Below are 16,754 nucleotides of genomic sequence, written 5' to 3'. Positions count from 1 at the left end.
CTGACCTACGACGTGTACCTCAATGAAGACAGGAGCAGCATCCTGCAGCCCCTGGTCAACGCCTCGGTAGTAACCACGAGAATGGACGGCTACACGGAAACGGGAGCCGGCAACATGGGCCTGAACGTCGCCAAACAGGAGTTGACGACGGGAACGGTTGCGCTGGGCGGCCGGTGGATGGGCCTTGTAGGCAGCAACATCTTCGGTCGAGAAGCGCTGGCTGAGTTCCGGGTGAACGCGGCCCAGGACATGGGAGACCGCCGCGGAGAAGCCAATGTGGCGCTGCTGGGCAACCCCGGCTTCACGCAGAGAGTCAGAGGAGCGAAGGTGGGAATGACGGCTCTGCAAATCGGAGCGGGGCTGAGCGTGCCGGTAGGAACGCAGGGAACGATCTTCGTGGACGGCAATGCCAACTTCCGGGACGGAGCGAACTCGGTGAACGGAAGTATCGGCTACCGGTATGACTTCTAAGGAGAGTTGAAGTTTGAGAGTGGAGAGTGGAGCGGAGACGCTCTGCTCTCCCGGACCCGCAGGGCCGTTCCGGCATTGTCCGGAACGGCCCTGTTGCGTAAGGAGCGCGGCTTACAGCCGCGTTTTCGTTTAGTTGCCGCATCGGCATGCGGCGTTCCGGCGTCTGTTGGGAAAATACGGGAAGCTCCGTTTTCACTCTTCCAGCAGCCGGCCTCCGTCATGCCATTCTCCAAACATCCTGTTTTCCCGGGTATTCTTCAGGAACTTTTCCAGGCGGCTATGGAACAGCTCCGGCTGGTTTTTCTTAATCTGGATGGTATCCAGGCGCACGTGGCGGTACAGGCGGGGAAAGGCCAGGAAGTTGGAATAAACGCGCGGGTCCTTCTGAAGGGCTTCTAAAATATCCGGATCAATCCGGAACGCCTCCGGGTCCATTTCCGGCAGGCATTTTTCTCCATAGGGGGTCATCAGCCCCAGCCTGGTCAGGCGGCGTACGCGTTCCTTGTTCAGCTCGGACCATTTGCTTTTCCTGGAACGTGGGGTGAGGCGCTGGGCCAGAAAGCCGGAGGCTGTCTTCTTGCGGGTGCTGTCAATCCAGCCGAAGCACAGGGCTTCTTCCACGGCGTCCAGGTAAGGAATGGCATGGGGGGAAGGCTTTCTCGTCGTGAGAACCCAGCAGCAGGAGGAGGAACGGTGGTTCTGTTCCAGCCACGTTCTTAATTCCTGCCGTGTGGTGATGGGGAGAAGGTGGTCTATTTCCATGGCGGTTCGGTGGATGCCGCTTCTTTCTGCGGCAGCGCGCAAAAAGAGAAGGTGCGCAGGCCGTTTTTACGAAAGGGCCTTCCGTTGATGCGCCGCGTGCCGGGATGGAGCGGCTAACGGGGTGAGGATACCTTCCCGGAGGCTGCATTTCCAGTACAGGCATGTTTTTCTATTCCATGGCATATTTCCCGGCAGGGGGCCTGCCCTTCCTCCAAGTCCGGGAATCCCTTCACGGCGTCTTTTTTTCTTTCTGCGGACATCCTTTCCCCTCTTTTGCGTAAGGAAGGGCCGGAGACGGTCCCGCGCATGATGGAGTACGGCACCTGCCCATCCTTTCCCCGGAAGAACGGGGAACTGGCCTTCCATGCCGGCGGCTTTTCACCGGAAAGGTTATTGTTCCCGGAGTGGAGGGGCAGGCCGTTCCCGACGTTCTTTTCACTTCCGGCAAAGGGCGGCGGGTTTTGTCCTTGTCAAAACGAATGCCGCCATTATACATGATTTATGAAGAAAAGCGTGTTGCTGGCCGGGCTGGGATTGGTTCTGCTGGCCTCCGTGGTGGTGACTCTTAAAATGGCGTGTGCCGAGGATTCCGTCAACCGTGCCGATGCCGCGCGGGAACGGGTAACGCCCGTGCTGAATTCCTTCCTGGGCCTCTGCGGGGCCAAAGTGGGGGATCCTGTATTCCTGCGTGCCGTGAAGGAAGACTCCGTGCTGGAACTGTGGGTGAAGCCGGATAAGGCGGAACGCTACGTGCTTGCCAAGCGTTACCCCATTGCCGCGTGGTCCGGAAAGCTGGGGCCCAAGGAAAAGGAGGGGGACAAGCAGACCCCGGAGGGTTTTTACGAAGTGGAGCCGTCCGGCCTGAATCCCCGCAGCAACTACCATCTGGCTTTCAACATCGGCTATCCGAATGCCTATGACCGCTCCCTGAACCGGACGGGAAGCTTCATCATGGTGCATGGCCGGGACGTTTCCATTGGCTGCCTGGCGATGACCGATCCGGGGATTGAGGAAATTTACACCATGGTGGAACAGGCCCTGATTCATGGGCAGCAGCGCGTTCCCGTGCAGATTTATCCCTTCGTGCCCACTCCGGCGCGTTTATTGAAGGAAAAGAATTCCCCCCACGCCGCTTTTTGGGCGGACATGGCACGCGCGTGGGACTGGACGGAACGGACCCACACCCCGGCCCGGGTGAATGCCGTGGATGGCAGGCTGGTGGTTGTGGAACAATAAAAATCCTCCGGCCGGGGGCCGGAGGATGGGAAAGGTGCGGAAGGAAAGGGGAACGGTTGCCCCTGTTGCCGCGCGTCCGGGAAAGACGTGCCGGAACGCTCTAGACGAGCTGGGCAATCAACTCTTCGCGGTCGCCCGGCAGGAAGTCCATCGGGGCGATTTCCGGCAGCGTGTAGCAGCCGGAGGCCAGTTTCATGCTGGCTCGGGCGCAAGCCACCATGACCTGGGCGGTCAGGGCCGGATTATTGATGCGCATTTCAAACGTGAACATCTGGTTCTGCGTGGAGCCGGAAACGCCCTTGCGTTCCATCAGCACGCCGTGGCCCATATCCTTCAGCGCGTCGATGTCGGGCACCTGCTGCACGCGGGTGTCGTCATGGCTGAAATAGGAATCGGACTTGATGGCGAACTCCACGTCGGAGAACTTGGCTCCTTCCTTCAGCACCACGTAAACCATGCGGCGGTGCACGCCGGAACCGGTGGGGATGGTGAGGGAAAGGGCGTCCGCCACTCCTTCCTTGGAGCGCGCCACCACGCTGTGGCCCATGCTCATGCCGGGGCCGAAGTTGGTGTACGTAATGCCTTTGGGAGCCATCGCCAGCATCAGGGTGCGAATGACGGAGTCCGTGCCCGGGTCCCAGCCGGCGGAGATGATGGAGACGGCGTCATGCTTGATCGCCTGTGCTCCCAGGGAGCGCCGCAGGTTCACGATGTCCCCGTGGATGTCAAAGCTGTCCACCGTGTTGATGCCGCGGGCGAGCAGGGGCAGAGCCGTTTCTTCCACGCTGCGGGTGGGGGTGCAGAGCAGGGCCGCGTCCACATGGCCCAGGTCCTCCATGCTGCTTGCGGTCTTGATGCCGTGCACGGGTTCGCTGCCGGGGCGGCGGACGATGCCCGCCAGTTCCATATCGGGCGCGGCGCGCAAGGCGTCCACGGCGTATTTCCCGATGTTGCCGTATCCTACAATGGCTACTTTGATCATCTTGGTAGTAAATAGTAATGATTCCGGGAGCGGGGACGGAATGCCCTCCGGATGTTTTCTCCCGTTGACGCATGTTTTTTAAGCGTTGCGGGTGCGCATGGCAAGAACGGAGAATGACAGGAGCGCCTGTGCGGCATCATGAAGGGTTCTTTGAACGGAGTCCGGAGAAATGGAGTCTGACCACTCGGAACTCTTCCAATAAAACGATGAAAAGCAAATTGATTATTCTGAGTATCGCCACCCTTCTTGGGTGTGTTTCCTGCCATACGATCGGCGGAGTAGGCAAGGACGTGGAAGCCGTCGGCAGCGACATTAATTCCGCCGCCCGCTCCACCAGCCGTTCCATGTAAAAAGACTGTGTGTGACCATGGACGAAAACCGCTTCATCCGGATGGATGAAGCGGTTTTCTTTGATGGGCGTGACGCCTTTTTTCCAGCCTCCGGTTTTCCGGCTCCACGGAATGTTCCCGCTCCCTGTAAAAAGGTTTTTTTACGATGTGTGACGGAAGCAATAAAAAGGGCATGCCGTATGCCCGGCATGCCCTTTGAAAAGAAATTAACCTTCCGTTTTTAACGGCGGCGGCGCAGCATCAGGGCCGCCAGGCCCAGAAGGCTCAGGGAGACAGTGGCCGGTTCCGGCACGCCGTTGATGTAGGAGACGTAAATCTTGCCGTTCTCCGTGAACACCTGGTACTTGCCTACGTTTTCAGCGGTCAGTTCTTCGGCGGCGATGTCGTCGCTCTGCGTTCCGCCCGTGATGGTCGTGTTGCTGGTTGCGGCGCTTCCCACTCCGTTGACGAGTTCACGCGTCACGAGCTCAAATGTAGTTCCTTCCGTAATCAGGTCGCCCAGGGAGGCGGAGAAGGCGAAACGGCCCAGATCGGTCTGGTTCGTAAGATTCAGGATGCCGGTCGTGCCCAGGTCCACGAACAAATTGTTGCTGTTGGCGTTCCAGGTAAGCGCGGCAGTGAGGTTCAGCGTGCCGTATACCGTCCAGTTCATGTTCTGGTCGCAATTGGCTACGATGGAACCGCTCGTTTTGCCGACGGTCAGCGTGGAGCCTTTTCCCACGGAGACGGTCGTGCGCTGGAATTTGGTGAAATTCTGAAGGGACACATTGGCTCCGTTGGAAACATTGATGGTGGAGGTCCATCCTTCCACGGTGGTGCCGGGTCCGCATACCACGGTATGGTCTCCGGAGACGTTGACCGTGCCCCAGTTGGGATTGACCAGCGGAACATTGCCGCTGGGGCCGCTTTCCGTCTGCCAGTTGGAGGCCTGGCTCCAGTCGGTAGAACCGTCAATGGGAGCCCATGTATAAATAGTGGCCTGCGCCGTCATGCAGGAAAAAGCCAGCAGGGAGGAAAGCAGGATCAGAGTTTTCTTCATATGAATGCGATGTGAATTAGAGCTTGAAAGGGAAACTTCCAAACTCGCGGGAATATGCCGGATTACAAATCCGGGGTCAAGGGCCGATTTTCATATCAAGGAACTTATGCTGCCTGACCGTTGCACCATGGGAGACCGTTTCCGTGTAGGAAGCCTTCCGGAATGAGGAAGCCGGCCCCTGGAACGCCGCAAGCCTTTGCGGCCGTTGAAATATACGTGTCCTGCCAGGACGCACTGATTTTCAGGGAAAAGGATTCGCTGCCGCTCGGGTTGAATACGGATGACCCAAGGACTTGCGGCGCTTCATAAGGCATCGGGACCATTCCATGTTAATCTGTAACGGATTTGTAATCCGCGGGCGGCAGAGCACTCCATGGGGAACCGCCATCCATGAAACGATGGGGGAAACTTTAAATCTTTGCCTCTTTTGAATTAAAAAGAGGCTCCAGGCTGGTGGCCGGATGCTTCTTCCGCTTTACTGCATGGACTCCCTGGTGGCCTGGGAGGCGTTGTCAATTTTGCTGCCCATGGCTTCCACGTCTTTTCCGATTCCGCTGATGGTGTTGCAGGAGGCAAGGCCGAGGGCGGCGGCGAGCGTCAGAAGGGCGAGTTTGGTATTCATCGGTGGAAGAGAGGTTGAAAGCCGCATCCTACCCTGCTTCCGGTTCCTTGTCAATGAGCCGAATGCTTGCCGGAACGCCTCTTTTTCCGGGCATGGGGCTTTCCGGCGGGGAAGAAAGTGGCTGTGCCGAGCCCGGATTCGGAAGTTATGTAAAAAATCTTCGCCGGGGACCTGGCGGCGGGTTATTGATGAAGGCCGCGGGGCCTTCATTCACGGGGGAATCGCTGCGTGGACGGCTGCCGGGAGAAGGGGGTTTTTTCCCCTTGGCTAGATTTCTCCCTCCGGACCGCCTGGAGAACGGCGCAGTTTCCTTTTCAGCGCCAGCCCCGTGCGGACCAGGAAGTAAATGGCCGCGGCGGCCAGCAGAACGGCCGCGACGGGAAGAACGCAGGCCAGCACGGCGACGATAGAGGCGGAAGCCGTTTCCGCCGTGGTGACGACGGAGTTGCCCAGTCCGCCCGTAGCGGCGGAGGCCGCTCCCCGGATGGCGGCCATGCCTCCGTGGATGATGCCTGCCGCTCCGCCTCCGGCAATGGCGGCCAGCCCCCATTTAAGCATGGGGTCCATGCTGCCGATGAAGCCGGCGGCCAGGATGGTTCCCGCAACGATGGCGGCGGGAGCTCCCAGCACGTCCAGCGTGTGGTCGATGACCGGGATGTAGTACGCCGCTATTTCCAGCAGCGTGGCTACGGAGAGGGTGACCAGCGCGGCCGTGCCGCCCAGCCATGCGAATTCCGGCGTCACCGTCAGGAAGCCTCCCCGGATGGCGATGGCGGCTACCAGCAGAGGCACAAAGATGCGGAAGCCGCAGGCCGCTCCCAGCCCGATGCCGAGCAAAACGCCCATGACGGCTTCCATATTCATCTGCGGATCAGTTCAGTTTAACGGTGGTTGCAGTCGTGGCCGCCTGGGTGGCGGCTGCGGGAGCGGCTGCGGCAGGGGCCTTTTTCTCTTCCGTGGATTTTCCCAGGAAGGAGGGCAGTTCCAGCCCCACGCTCTTGCCGAGCTCGTGGAGAGGCAGGGTGTCTTTCACCAGATTCTGCACGAATCCGCCCACGGAGGAATCCCCTCCGTTGCCCATGACGACTACCTTGTCAAATTTCAGGCCCTTGATGGCGCCGGACTGGAGTTCCACGATCTTGGTGAGCTGTTCGGTAATCAGGAGGCTGGAAGCGGCGTCAGACGAGCCTGCCGCCTGTACGATCTGCTGGAAGCCGCGGGCCTTGCCTTCCAGTACGGCTTCAATGGCGGCGGCTTCACCGCGGCCCACCATTTCCATGCCTTCCCCTTCCGCCTTTTTCTTCAGAAGGGTGGCCTGGGCTTCGCCTTCCGCCAGTTGCCGGATGGCTTCCGCTTCCGCCCTGCGCTGGATGAGCAGGGCCTGCGCCTTGCCTTCCTGTTCCAGCTTGAGCACTTCCGCCGTGGCCTGGGCCTGCACTTCGCGCTGGCTCTTTTCAATGCGGGCCGTCACCAGGATGTTGGCCTCCTGCGTGGCGCGTTCGCGTTCGGCGCGCTTTATTTCCGCTTCCTTTTCCGCCTCGTAGGCTTCTTCCAGGGTCTTGGCTTCCTGCACCTTCTGGGCCACTTCCGCCAGCTTCTTGGCTTCCGCCTGCTTCACTTGCAGCTTGGCGGCGGATTCCGCAATCTTGATCTGGGCTTCGTTCTGGCCCTCAATGGCAATGGCGCGGGCGTTCGCCACCTGGACGGTCTGGTCCTTTTCCGCTTCCGCCTTGCCGATTTCCCCGCGGCGCGTTTCTTCCGCCACCTTGATGGTGGCGTCATTGATGGCGCGCGCGGCTGCTTCCTTGCCCAGGGCGCTGATGTAGCCGGAGGCGTCCTGAATGTCCGTGATATTGGCGTTAATGAGGTGGAGGCCCACCTTGTGCAGCTCCACGTCCACGCCTTCCGTAATGCCCTTGATGAGTTTTTCGCGGTCGGAGTTGATTTCCTCAATGGTCATGGAGGCGATCACCACGCGCATCTGGCCCATGATGATTTCCGCAGCCAGGTTGCGGATTTCCTCCCGGGAGCGGCCTAGCAGGCGCGCGGCGGCGTTCTGCATGATTTCCGGCAGGGTGGAGATGCCCACGATGAAGGAGGAGGGAACGTCCACGCGGATGTTCTGGGAGGAGAGGGCGCCCTGGAGGGGCACGTCAATGTTGATGGGGTTCAGGTCCAGGTAGCTGTAGGACTGGAGGACCGGAAGCACGAAGGTGGAGCCGCCGTGGTAGCATTTGGCGGGCTGGCCCGTGCCCACCTTGCCGAAGACGATGAGGATTTTGTCCGGCGGGCACATGCGGTAGCGGCTGAACAGCCAGGAGGCCGTCAGGATGATGAAGAGAACCAGAATGGCGATAGGAATGATTTGGTCCATGGTATTGGATGGGGTGTATGGTTGGGTTTATTGGTTAATGAAGAGGTTTGACGGTGACGACGCCTGCCGTGACGGCGACTACTTCCACCGGGGTTCCTGCGGGCAGGGATTCCTCCCCTTCCTGAACGGCGGGGAGGTACAGAAGCTGGCTGGGATGGGCAATCGTCACCTGTCCGCCGCGTTCAAGCCTGCCGGGAATGCTGATGTAAACGGTGCCGTGCATGCCCTTGAGGGTTTCATAGTTCAGGGTGCCGTCTGATTTGAGGCTCATGATGAAGCGCATGGAAAGGCCGATGATCAGGAACATCAGCACGCCCGTGAAGAAGGCCGATGCCAGGGAGGCGGCCATTCCCCAGCCCAGGCCCTGGGCGAGCACGCCGCCCCAGCCGAAGCCCAGGAAGAAGCCGATGCCGGATTTAATGGACAGCAGGCCCACGTCCGCGCCGCCGGCGTCCGCGTCAAAGTCCAGGTCATGTTCCCCCAGCCCGAACAGGGACAGGAGAAACAGAAGCGCTCCCACGCCCGTCGCGGCCACGGCGATGATGAAGAAAATGGAGTAATCAGTCATAGGGTAGATTGATTGCCGGGAGTATCCATGTTTGGAGCCCGCTTGTCTATGGAAAAAGGAACGGCGGCCGGATATTCGGGCCTATTTCATTTCCACCACGGCTTTTTCCCCCTTCTTGAGCTCCAGTTCCCGGAGCAGGAGGAAGTCGTTGGTCAGCAGGCCGGCCTTCTCTACGGGAGTGGCGGTTTCTCCAATGGTGACGGTGGCCTTTTTGGCGGTGATCCTGTTGGGGAACCAGACGCCCAGGCGCGCCTTGGCGTCCTTGTTGGCCGTGACGGTGAAGCCCTTGGCGGCGTCCGCGGGGTCGTTCCACTCAATATGCCACGGGGACGGAGCGCGGGATTCGTCCAGGCGCGCCGTCCAGGCGGGATCCCCGTAAAAAGCCACGGTATCCCGGTCATGGATGAGGCCCATCTGGTCCTTGCCCATGCCGTAGCCGGCGGAGTTCATGCCCTTGGCAAAGTCCGGGTCGTCCTTGATGCCGTTGATGTCCGGCGCGTTAAAGTTGACGTTCATGAGCTTGGGGAAGCGGGTCATGGTTTCGTCCAGAATGAACTGGTTGTTCAGGTACCAGGCTTCCGCCAGGCTGGAGGCGTCATGGTTGCTGAACAGGAGTCCCAGCGTTCCCCAGCCGCCCTTGCCGTACCAGGAGGGGACGGTGTAGCCCACCAGCTGGTTGAAGCCGTAGTGGCTCAGGGCGGTGACGGCCATGGAATTCTTCGTTTTTTTAGTATCCCCTACCAGGCAGTTCCCCGCGGCTACCCAGACGGCGGGAACCGGCTTGATTTCAATCTCCGGAGCCTTGATTCTCTCAAGGAAGGAGAGCAGGTCGTCCTCCTTCCCGTTGAAGATCGCGCCGCGCAGGAAGGTGGTGAATTCCTTGAACTGCTTTTTGTCCAGCACGTGGAACCGGTTGTTGCCGGAGACGATGATCCCCTTGCCGAAAGGCATTTCCAGATTGAACTGGGTGGCGTGGGAGGCCGTGACGAAGAGCTGGGGAGCGTAAAGTTCCCAGTATTCCACGAGCTTGGGCGTCACGCCCAGCGTGGTTTCATCCCCGCGGTCCTGTTCCTTCAGGCCCTTCACGTAAAAAGCGGGCGTTACCTTGCCCTTGGAATTGTGCTGTTCCAGGTACTGGAAGGGCTGCCAGTCCGTGATGCTCATGCTGTCGGTGAAACGGGAGGCGTCCACGTTGGTGGTTCCCATGGAGCGGCTGATCACGAGCGGCTGCGTTTCAGAGGCTATCCTCATGGCGTCCTGCGGGGTGTAGCCCGTGACGATGCCCCAGATGCAGTCCCCGTACGGGTCGTCGTCCAGGCGGCGGGTCAGGCGGTGCAGGTCATTGACCAGCACCCGGTCTATTTCCTCCGGTCGCGCGACCACGGCCATGAAGCGGGGAGCCATTTTCTTGAGCGTGTCCAGCTTGGCGAACATGGAGTCCTTCACGGTGACGATGGAGCCTCCGTGCTTTTCAGCCAGCTTGTCCGCCACGGCCTTCCATTCCGGCATGGCGGCGGTTTCCTCGGAGATGATGATGGCGTAGTCATTCTTGCCGGAGTCTTTTTTTATGGTTTTCACGGCAGTGGCGTGAATGCAAAAAGCCGCCGTGGAGACGGCGGCCTGGGTAGCATCGGGTTTGTCCGCCTGCTTTTCAGCAGGCGGAGCTTCCGCGGCCGGATGGTCCGGCAGGATGTTCAGGTTGAGATGTTCTCCCTTGCCGAAGATGTCTTTGGCAAGCTTGTTGACCTCTTCCACGGTGATGGCTTTCACGTCCGGAATGCTTTCCCTCTGCTGGGCCAGCCGTTCCGGTTTGGCCTGGGAATCCCTCAGCACGGAGGTCCAGTAGCCGTTGTCGCGCTGGGCGCGGTCCATGGAGTTGAGAATGGGGTTGCGGGCGCGGTCCAATTCCTCCTGGGTGACGTTCCCCTTGCCGAGGTCGTCCGCAATCCTGGCAATCGCATTCCGCACGGCATCCTTGTTGCGCATCACGCCGGAGCTGAGGGTGATGATGTAGCCGTCGTCCGGGTAGGTTTCACTGATGTTGAGCCCGGTGGAGGGGGAGTAGGTTTCCCCCATGTCTTCGCGCAGGCCCTTGAACACGCGGTCATAGAAGACGGCCTTGAGCATGTTCAGCCTGCGGGCCAGCTTCTTGTCTTCTCCGCCGGGCGTTTTCCAGAAGAGGCAGACCAGCGTCTTGTCAATGGAGGAATCATAGGTCAGGTCCTTGGAGAAGTTGAAGTCCGCCATGGCAGGGTGGCGCAGTTTTTCATCCAGCTTCGCAGGGGCGTCCGCACGTTTGGGCAACGCGCCTACGGTGCGTTCCAGCAGGGGAATGATGTCTTCCGTCTTGAAGTCCCCCGTGACGGTCACTTCCATGTAATTGTTCTTCAGGGGGGCGTCCACCCAGTCCTGCACGTCCTTGACCTGGTAGGAGTTCAACTGTTCCTGCGCGGGGAAGGTGAAGCGGGGATTGTTCTTGTACAGGATGGCGGGCACCTGCATTTTCATGGCTCCCTGCACCTCATGGTTCAGCTTGTTGTAAATCATGGGGATGGCGCGGCGGAGCAGGGTGACGCCGTCCTGGCGGTAGCCGGGGTACATCAGGTAGGCCGTCTGGAGCTGGAGCTGCGTTTCCAGGTCTTCCTTGTTGGTGTTCCCGGAGAGCAGGAAGGAGCGGTCCGTCATGGAGAAGCCCACGCCGACTTTCTTGCCTGCCATGATGGCGGCCAGTTCGTCGTTGGAGTGGTCCTTCAAGCCGCCGCCGTTCATCACGGCGCCCGCAAAGAGTTCCAGCCCGGAGGCCTTTTCCGGCCTGCTCAGTTCCCCGCCGTCTACGGCAAAGGTGATGTTGATGGAATCCTTGTCGAACTCCGTGGGCTTCAGGTTGACGCGCACGCCGTTGGAAAGGGTGAGCTGGGTGACTCCCAGGTCAGCGGCTTCCGCGCGGGCCGTCACCTTGCCGGGTTCCCCGAATTTGTAGGAAAAGTCCTTCCGGCTGTCCGCCTGGTAGGGTTCCACCTTGGAGGCCCGGGCGTCCTGGTACGTCTTCATGATTTCGGCGCTTCCCTGGGCGTTTTCCTTGTTGGAGGTGACGATCACGCGGGGGAAGGCTCCGGTCCAGGCTTCCTTCAGAGCGGCCTGGCATTGTTCGGGCGTCAGGTTTTCCACGACTTCCCTGGAGATGGCCCAGTCTTCCTGCGGCGTGGTGAAGACCTTGTCCTGCGCGGCGCTCTGGGCGATGGCGGAGGCCACGTCTTCCGACTTGACGGTGGGCCAGGATTTGATGGCGTTTTCCGCGGCGGCAGTGATGTTGCTGCGGGCTTCCGCCAGTTCCTCCTTGTTGAAGCCGAATTCGATGGCCCGGCGTAGCTCCTGTTCAATGGCGGTCAGGGCCGGCTTCCAGTTCTTGTAGTCCGCCTGGGTCTGGATGGCGTCCACTTGCGCCGCTTCCATCACGTCCATGCGTCCGCCTTCCGCGGAAATGAAGGGGCAGTCCGCATTCTTCGCCATCTTTTCCAGACGGCGGTTCAGCATGGCGTAAGCCACGTTGAGGGGAATGTCCTCGTTGCGGTTGGCGACCGTGTCCGGCTTCTTCACGTAGGGACGGGCGATGTTGACGCTGACTTCCGTGCTGGTGGCCTCCTTGTTGGTGATCCAGTGGGCGGTGGTTTCCGTAGCCGTCTTGAGCGCTCCCCGGTCCGTCTGGAAGGAGTAATTGTCCTTCTTCATGGAGCCGAAGTATTTTTCCACCCAGGCCTTGCCCTGTTCCGGCGTGATGTCCCCGGCGATGACGAGCTGCATCTGGCTGGGGACGTAATGGGTCTGATAGTAGTTTACAAATTTTTCCCGCGGCGCGGTACGGATTACTTCCAGCGTGCCGATGGGGTAGCGGTCGGGAATCCTGGTGCCGTCAAGCATGATGGAGAAGACCTCCTTCATGACCCGGTAGCCGGCGGAATCCCGCGCCTTGTATTCACTGGTGATGATGCCGCGTTCCGCGTCAATGGCGCTTTCCTCCAGCAGGGCGCCGTCCGCAAAATCCCTCATGATGGTGAAGGCCAGGTTCACGGTGGACTCCTTCATGCTGGGCACGTCCATCATGTACACGGTTTCGTCAAAGGCGGTGTAGGCGTTCGCGTCCCCGCCCAGGCCCAGGCCTTCCTTCTGCATGGCGGGAATCATTTCCCCGCGCTTGAAATGCGTGCTTCCGTTGAAAACCATGTGTTCCAGGAAGTGGGAGATGCCCTGGATGTCGTCCGTTTCATTCAGGGAACCCGTATTGACGCGCAGGCGGATGCTGAACCGGCCCTTGGGCTCTGCGTTCGGGCGGATGAAGTAGGTCAGCCCGTTGGGGAGCTTTCCCTTGATAAGCCGGGGATCCTGCTTGGGAATGCCTGCCGCCGGTTGGACAGCGGCGGCCTGGGTCTTGTTTTCTGCTGCGGCTTCGGCCAGCGAATGGGCCGGGAGTAGGCACGCGGCAGCCAGAATGGAGGTGATGGTAAATGCCTTCATGGAAAAATACTGCCCTCTTGTTTCACACGATTTTCCGGGCAAGTCAAGCGGCCTTCTCTGCATAAAAGCGGTGAATTTCCGGAGAACCTCCGGAAACGGAAGCCATATCAAAAGGATGAGGAAGGCATCCATTCATCCCGCGGGCGCGGCTCTGAAATTCCGCAGATGCGGTCCACGCAACGCTCCCACGCCTCCCGGCCCTGGTAGATCTCCACCTCAATGCGCAGGAAGTAAATGGGAACCTCCGGGTCTTCCTCCGGTTTTTCCAGCCGCACGGCGTCCTTCTCCGTGGTCACGATCATGTCCATGGCCCGGTCCGCGCAGCGGTCGTAGAACTCCTGCAATTCCGCTTGTTCAAACCAGTGGTGGTCCGGGAACCTGCGGCAGATTTCCACGTGGGCGCCCAGGGAGCGCAGGGAATCTTCAAAGCTTTCCGGGCGCGCGATGCCGCTGAGGCACGCCACCCATTTCCCCTGAAGGGCCTCCAGGGGAAGCCGTTCCCCCGTGAACACGTTTTCCAGGTACCGGGGGCCGTGGTCGCTCACGATGATGTCCGCCACGGGATTGTACTTCCTGATGGCGGCGATCAGCTCATCCTGGGGCTTGCCGCCGCATTTGGTCAGAACGATGTAGCTGGCGCGCGCCAGGCTGCCCCTGGGCTCCCGCAGGGTGCCGCGCGGGAGCATGGCCCCGGTGCCGAAGGGCGCGCCGCAGTCCACCAGCACGATGTCCAGTTCATGAGCCAGTTTCAGGTATTGCATGCCGTCGTCCAGCAGCAGGGTGTCGCACCCCAGGTGTTCAATGGCGAAGATGCCGGACTTGATGCGGTTCTTGTCCACCAGAACCGCCACGCCGTCCAGGTTCTTGGCAAGCATGAAGGGTTCGTCCCCGGAATGCAGGGGGCCCAGGTAGCGCGTTTCCCCGTCGCTGGCGATCTTGGGCAGGTTTTCCGGCTGGCGGCCGTCCTTGTCCTTCCACTCCTGGGGCTTGTCCAGGTCCGCGCTCTTGTAGCCGCGGGTCAGGATGGCTACCTTGCGGCCGCGCTGGGTGAGGGTGCGGGCCAGCAGTTCCACCACCGGAGTCTTTCCGGTGCCCCCCACGGTGATGTTCCCCACGCTGACCACCAGCGTTCCCAGCCTGGCCTGCTTCGCGATGCTGGAGTGGAACAGGTACAGCCGCGCCAGCACCACCAGCCTGAACAGCCAGGAGGCCCCGCGCAGGACCATGCGCATCATGGAGGCGCGGAACCCCTTGGCCCGGCCGAAGATGACTTCCGTCCCCCACTCTTCAAACTCTTCCGATCTGGATTTCATGATAAGCCCGGCGGCGCGCCTGGAAACTCCGTCAGTGGAGGATGCGGTGGCAGCTGTCGCAGTAAACGGTTTCGTGGCCGCCCAGCACCTTCATGCGGGCGTTGTCCGTAATGACCATGTGGCAGCCGCCGCAGTGGCCTTTTTCATCCATCGGCACAATGACCGGGACTCCCTTGCTTTTGGTCATCCGTTCGTATTCCCCCAGGGAATCCTCCGGAACGGCGGCGGCCAGGTCCGCGCGTTCCGCATTCAAGTGGTCCAGAAGCTCCTTGTCCGTTTCCGCCGTCCGGTCAAAGCGGGCCAGCGTTTCCTCCATCTCGCGCTGGGCGTCCCGCGCGCGCCGGATTTTCTGCTCCATATCCGTTTTCGCGGTTTCCAGGCGTTCCATCAGCTCCAGCTCGGAGGTTTCCAGGGCGTCAATGGCGGCTTCCGTCTTCTCCACCTCCTGAATGCACATCTGGTATTCCTCGTTTTTCCGGGTGTTGGACTGGAGGGTTTTCATCTTGCCGATGTAGGCGCGCTTGGTTTCAACGGCGGCTTCCACGTCCCGTATGCTCTTCTCAACGCTCGCGACTTCCTGCTTGGCGGCCAGGGCCTTCTGCTTGATGGCCTCCATCTGGCGCAGCAGGCGCGTTCTCTGTTCCGGCAGGGAGGCCAGCTCCTTCCGGAGTTTGGAGATCCGCACATCTTTTTCCTGAAGGATCAGCAACTGGTCTAAATCGGCATGATTCATCGCCTGCCACCCTAGCATGCCCCGGCGGGGTGGAAAAGATTTTTTCTCGGCTCCGGGGCGGCGGCCCTTCCGTCTTTTTACGGTGCAGGGAAGCGGCGTCCCGTGTTTCGGGGGAAAGGAGGTTTTCCTGAGAAACGGCCTCCCGTTTCCCGCTGAGTATTTCAAGCAGGGCCTTCTGCTGCGCCGGAGTGCCGCCCTGTGCGGGCGGCGGCATGGAAAGTTCCGCGTACTGCCGCGCCAGTTTGTCTTTCTTCTGCCGGTTCTGCCAGAAAAGGAAGGCGCACACGGCAAGCACGCAGGCGCAGGCGGCTGCCAGGACCGTGTATGAATGGCGGTTGGAGGGCATGACGGGAGAGACTAGCCGTGCATTGTAGAGAAAGACGCTCCCCTGTTCCAGGTAAATCAACAACGGGGAAAAGAGAGTCTGCCGTGCCGCCATGGGGGCGGAAGCCTTCCGCGGCGGTTTCGGCGGCTCTTAAAACGTCAGGATGGTTTGGAGCCGGAAGACGCTGGCGTTTCCGGTGTCGTCCCGGCCCGCGGGGTTGGAAATCCACAGCAGGGAGGGCTGGATCAGGAACCAGGGAGTCACGGAAATGTTATAGTGGCATTCCATCACCACTTCCTTTTTGCTTCTGGAACGGCCTTCCGCCATGCTCCCGTCGTCCGGGCGGGTCACGGCCAGGGCAATGCCGAACTGGTTGGCTTCCCCCTCCTCGCAGACGCCCAGGTGCTGGAGAGGCTGGCTGCAAACGAAGCCGCCGGACCATTGGACGGCGGCGCCGCAGAAGTTGTCCCGCGTGGAATCGCTCCATCCCGCGCGGCAGAAGGCCTTCCACGGGCTGCCGCCAAGCTGCTGCTCCACGTTCAGGGCGATGCCGGCCACGGTGTGGAGGTTCTTCCTTTCCTCCCCGTCCGGCAGTTCGTTGATGCGGGCCATGAAGGGGGTGAGCTTGACGGCCCCGGAATCATGCACCCACGCCAGTTCCGCCAGGACGTTGAAATTCTTGCCGTCCGTGTGTTTCAGCGGGGAGGCGTTCTGGGGGCAGCTGGTGAAGTTGCCGCCCAGCATGGCGTACCACTGCTCGTGGAACTGGTGCTGGAAGATGACGCCCAGGTTGGAATCCGCCATGGGAATCACCTGGTTGTTGACGAAGGGGGAGGCGCAGAACTGGCCGAAGGAGGAATTGGCGTAGCTGTTGGTGTCAAAATAATTCGTCTGGTTCACCACGCCCGCGACTATGGCGCTTTTTCCCCGGTTGAAGGTTTGCAGGAGCGCTATTTCCGGCAGGAAGAAGATTCTTTCCCCGAAGATGTCCGTATGCGTGTCTCCCGTCAGGCCGATGGCGTCATTCATGTTGCCGCCCCTCCACGTCTTTCCGGTCAGCGCAGTGGAGCCTGAAAGCTCCAGTTTCAGCCACGTTTCCCGGTTGCTGGGCGCCTGGATGAGGCGGTAATTGGCGTGGGCGTGCAGCAGGTACCAGAGCTGGGTGCCGGGCTTGTCCGGAGCCGGGTGGTGGATGGAGTTGTAGGAAAAGGCGTTTTCCACCAGGAATTCCAGTCCCGCGCGGTGCGCTTTGGAGTGGAGGCCGGTCAGGGCCTGCGTAAGGGAATCGTTGGGGATGGGGGCCGTTTCGTCCCCGTAATCCCCGCCCAGCAAATTGATGTCCGCCAGCAGGTGGGCCGGAGGTTCCGGCTGGTCCGGGCGGAGCATTTCGGTTCCTGCCTGTCTGCCCTGGGCGGCGAAGGCTCCCAGAAGGCCGAGGATGATGAGGGGACGGTACATGTTGTCAGG

Annotated in this window: 15 protein-coding genes; 4 read left to right on the top strand and 11 right to left on the bottom strand. The window is 60.6% G+C overall.

Features of this window, described 5'->3' with window-relative positions; genetic code table 11:
* On the top strand, window positions 1–471 hold a 471-nt coding region (locus tag HJW02_RS08285; RefSeq protein WP_208050628.1), incomplete at its 5' end, for an autotransporter outer membrane beta-barrel domain-containing protein.
* A gap of 192 nt (window positions 472–663) precedes the next feature.
* Here HJW02_RS08285 and HJW02_RS08280 read toward each other — a convergent pair.
* Window positions 664–1,233, bottom strand: coding sequence for a YdeI/OmpD-associated family protein (locus HJW02_RS08280; RefSeq protein ID WP_102722186.1), 570 nt, complete (start codon window positions 1,231–1,233; stop codon window positions 664–666).
* Between the two features lie 501 nt (window positions 1,234–1,734).
* On the opposite strand from HJW02_RS08280, the gene HJW02_RS08275 reads away from it, so the two are divergent.
* Complete coding sequence (locus HJW02_RS08275; RefSeq protein ID WP_240454356.1) at window positions 1,735–2,469, top strand: murein L,D-transpeptidase family protein; 735 nt, start codon at window positions 1,735–1,737, stop codon at window positions 2,467–2,469.
* A gap of 100 nt (window positions 2,470–2,569) precedes the next feature.
* Here HJW02_RS08275 and HJW02_RS08270 read toward each other — a convergent pair whose 3' ends face one another.
* A complete protein-coding gene (locus HJW02_RS08270) occupies window positions 2,570–3,451 on the bottom strand; it encodes a diaminopimelate dehydrogenase (protein ID WP_022397636.1) in 882 nt (293 codons plus the stop codon).
* 206 nt (window positions 3,452–3,657) lie between these two features.
* Here HJW02_RS08270 and HJW02_RS08265 point away from each other — a divergent pair, with 206 nt between their 5' ends.
* Both HJW02_RS08265 and HJW02_RS08260 read left to right on the top strand, forming a co-directional pair.
* Window positions 3,658–3,801 (top strand): entericidin, encoded by a 144-nt coding sequence (locus HJW02_RS08265; protein ID WP_102722172.1) that lies wholly within the window; start codon window positions 3,658–3,660, stop codon window positions 3,799–3,801.
* A gap of 17 nt (window positions 3,802–3,818) precedes the next feature.
* Window positions 3,819–4,025 (top strand): hypothetical protein, encoded by a 207-nt coding sequence (locus HJW02_RS08260; RefSeq protein ID WP_102722173.1) that lies wholly within the window; start codon window positions 3,819–3,821, stop codon window positions 4,023–4,025.
* Here HJW02_RS08260 and HJW02_RS08255 read toward each other — a convergent pair.
* The 9 genes from HJW02_RS08255 to HJW02_RS08215 form a co-directional block, all read right to left on the bottom strand.
* Entirely contained in the window at window positions 4,022–4,840 is an 819-nt protein-coding gene (locus HJW02_RS08255; RefSeq protein WP_102722174.1) for a PEP-CTERM sorting domain-containing protein, read from the bottom strand. The two genes, HJW02_RS08260 and HJW02_RS08255, sit on opposite strands and share 4 nt — an antisense overlap.
* 475 nt (window positions 4,841–5,315) lie before the next feature.
* The gene (locus HJW02_RS08250; protein WP_022397633.1) at window positions 5,316–5,462 is read right to left on the bottom strand and encodes an entericidin A/B family lipoprotein; all 147 of its coding nucleotides are present in this window, start codon (window positions 5,460–5,462) and stop codon (window positions 5,316–5,318) included.
* Window positions 5,463–5,729: 267 nt separating this feature from the next.
* The gene (locus tag HJW02_RS08245) at window positions 5,730–6,326 is read right to left on the bottom strand and encodes a DUF4126 domain-containing protein (RefSeq protein WP_102722175.1); all 597 of its coding nucleotides are present in this window, start codon (window positions 6,324–6,326) and stop codon (window positions 5,730–5,732) included.
* Between the two features lie 7 nt (window positions 6,327–6,333).
* Entirely contained in the window at window positions 6,334–7,836 is a 1,503-nt protein-coding gene (locus HJW02_RS08240) for a flotillin family protein (RefSeq protein ID WP_022397631.1), read from the bottom strand.
* 34 nt (window positions 7,837–7,870) lie between these two features.
* On the bottom strand, window positions 7,871–8,404 hold the full coding sequence (locus HJW02_RS08235; RefSeq protein ID WP_022397630.1) for a hypothetical protein: 534 nt from the start codon (window positions 8,402–8,404) through the stop codon (window positions 7,871–7,873).
* 81 nt (window positions 8,405–8,485) lie between these two features.
* Window positions 8,486–12,916 (bottom strand): insulinase family protein, encoded by a 4,431-nt coding sequence (locus tag HJW02_RS08230; protein ID WP_180971011.1) that lies wholly within the window; start codon window positions 12,914–12,916, stop codon window positions 8,486–8,488.
* A gap of 107 nt (window positions 12,917–13,023) precedes the next feature.
* Window positions 13,024–14,229, bottom strand: coding sequence for a tetraacyldisaccharide 4'-kinase (gene lpxK, locus HJW02_RS08225; protein ID WP_022397628.1), 1,206 nt, complete (start codon window positions 14,227–14,229; stop codon window positions 13,024–13,026).
* A gap of 31 nt (window positions 14,230–14,260) precedes the next feature.
* Window positions 14,261–14,914, bottom strand: a complete 654-nt coding sequence (locus HJW02_RS14150) for a C4-type zinc ribbon domain-containing protein (protein WP_146023784.1) — start codon at window positions 14,912–14,914, stop codon at window positions 14,261–14,263.
* 523 nt (window positions 14,915–15,437) lie between these two features.
* The gene (locus tag HJW02_RS08215) at window positions 15,438–16,745 is read right to left on the bottom strand and encodes a carbohydrate porin (protein ID WP_102722179.1); all 1,308 of its coding nucleotides are present in this window, start codon (window positions 16,743–16,745) and stop codon (window positions 15,438–15,440) included.
* Window positions 16,746–16,754: the final 9 nt, after the last annotated feature.

Source organism: Akkermansia sp. GGCC_0220, assembly GCF_017566105.1.
Classification (GTDB): domain Bacteria; phylum Verrucomicrobiota; class Verrucomicrobiia; order Verrucomicrobiales; family Akkermansiaceae; genus Akkermansia; species Akkermansia massiliensis.
This window is presented reverse-complemented; position numbering and strand designations above follow the sequence as displayed.

Excerpts from the sequence above, each read along its gene's own strand:
- HJW02_RS08235 (WP_022397630.1), bottom strand. The coding sequence starts at position 8,404 with ATGACTGATTACTCCATTTTCTTCATCATCGCCGTGGCCGCGACGGGC.
- HJW02_RS08240 (WP_022397631.1), bottom strand. The coding sequence starts at position 7,836 with ATGGACCAAATCATTCCTATCGCCATTCTGGTTCTCTTCATCATCCTG.
- HJW02_RS08230 (WP_180971011.1), bottom strand. The coding sequence starts at position 12,916 with ATGAAGGCATTTACCATCACCTCCATTCTGGCTGCCGCGTGCCTACTC.
- HJW02_RS08275 (WP_240454356.1), top strand. The coding sequence starts at position 1,735 with ATGAAGAAAAGCGTGTTGCTGGCCGGGCTGGGATTGGTTCTGCTGGCC.
- HJW02_RS08260 (WP_102722173.1), top strand. The coding sequence starts at position 3,819 with ATGGACGAAAACCGCTTCATCCGGATGGATGAAGCGGTTTTCTTTGAT.
- HJW02_RS08265 (WP_102722172.1), top strand. The coding sequence starts at position 3,658 with ATGAAAAGCAAATTGATTATTCTGAGTATCGCCACCCTTCTTGGGTGT.
- lpxK (WP_022397628.1), bottom strand. The coding sequence starts at position 14,229 with ATGAAATCCAGATCGGAAGAGTTTGAAGAGTGGGGGACGGAAGTCATC.
- HJW02_RS08280 (WP_102722186.1), bottom strand. The coding sequence starts at position 1,233 with ATGGAAATAGACCACCTTCTCCCCATCACCACACGGCAGGAATTAAGA.
- HJW02_RS08245 (WP_102722175.1), bottom strand. The coding sequence starts at position 6,326 with ATGAATATGGAAGCCGTCATGGGCGTTTTGCTCGGCATCGGGCTGGGA.
- HJW02_RS08215 (WP_102722179.1), bottom strand. The coding sequence starts at position 16,745 with ATGTACCGTCCCCTCATCATCCTCGGCCTTCTGGGAGCCTTCGCCGCC.
- HJW02_RS08270 (WP_022397636.1), bottom strand. The coding sequence starts at position 3,451 with ATGATCAAAGTAGCCATTGTAGGATACGGCAACATCGGGAAATACGCC.
- HJW02_RS08255 (WP_102722174.1), bottom strand. The coding sequence starts at position 4,840 with ATGAAGAAAACTCTGATCCTGCTTTCCTCCCTGCTGGCTTTTTCCTGC.
- HJW02_RS08250 (WP_022397633.1), bottom strand. The coding sequence starts at position 5,462 with ATGAATACCAAACTCGCCCTTCTGACGCTCGCCGCCGCCCTCGGCCTT.